Annotated in this window: 1 protein-coding gene; it reads left to right on the forward strand. The window is 35.5% G+C overall.

All coding sequences use genetic code 11. The features are described 5' to 3' along the window. Positions 1-197 precede the first annotated feature (197 nt). A complete protein-coding gene (locus H5187_RS23680) occupies positions 198-845 on the forward strand; it encodes a DUF3658 domain-containing protein (protein WP_182798491.1) in 648 nt (215 codons plus the stop codon). Positions 846-1,016: the final 171 nt, after the last annotated feature.

The following is a 1,016-nucleotide window of genomic DNA, read 5'->3' on the forward strand; positions in this document are numbered from 1 at the left end:
TCCTGTTTCCCCTGTAGCTCCTGTTTCCCCTGTAGTTCCAGTATTTCCGTTATCACCTTCTAAAGGACACCCAGAAAGTAACGTTATCAAAGTTAGCGTTATAAATATTTTTGTTTTCATGAAAATTCCTTAGTTAGATAGTTAGATAGTTAGATAGTTAGATAGAATTATAGCAGAACGAAACTTAACTATTTGATATGTTGCAGATAGCACATCTAGAAGAAGCTGCTGACGCAAATATTGAAGATAAATGGTTGGTAGATATTACTAAAGACATTAGTAAATTATGTCACTTTGACTTTACTCCTTACCACAAAGTGGTTATTTGGCATGGAGATAATGCGCCTGAACAGTCGTTACTTTACTTGTGTTGCCATATAATTGATGAGCATAAACTCTATCATATCAGTATTAACGACTATGACCTCTCCACTCATATGCTACATGGAGTAGGTGCCTGTTCTCTTGAAATGTTAGACTTCCTGCATAATCAAGAAAAAAATATCAATCCCATAAATTGCATTCAATATGCACAGTTATGGCAAAAACTAGTTAAGCTATCGAAGCGACCTGACAGCTTATTGCGTATTTTTGAAAGCAACGAAGTTAAGTCTGTTGGTGAAGATTATTTTGATAAACAAATATTGAGGCAATGCCAAGAACAAGGCCAAGGAAACTTTGTATTAATGCTGGCAGTAGTTGGTCATGTTCTGGGGTTGAGCGAGCAACTTATTACAGACACTTTCATCATTGCTCGAGTCTACTATTTAATACAAGATACTCGTCTTGAGTATCAAGGGAATTTAGATAAGTCGCGTCAGTTAAAAATTCGAATCAAGAATTGATTATAGTAACCTACTAAACTCTAAGAGAATACCATGAAGACTTTACAACCTAAGGGATCCCCAAAAATAATTATTAAGTTTCAATTACATCACTCACATCCATATTTTTCCAATCGATTTGCACTACTACCTGTACGAAATAGGCTAGTCCTTCCAAATAATCTCGCCGTC

This window comes from Pseudoalteromonas sp. SG44-1 (assembly GCF_014164315.1).
Taxonomy (GTDB): domain Bacteria; phylum Pseudomonadota; class Gammaproteobacteria; order Enterobacterales; family Alteromonadaceae; genus Pseudoalteromonas; species Pseudoalteromonas rhizosphaerae.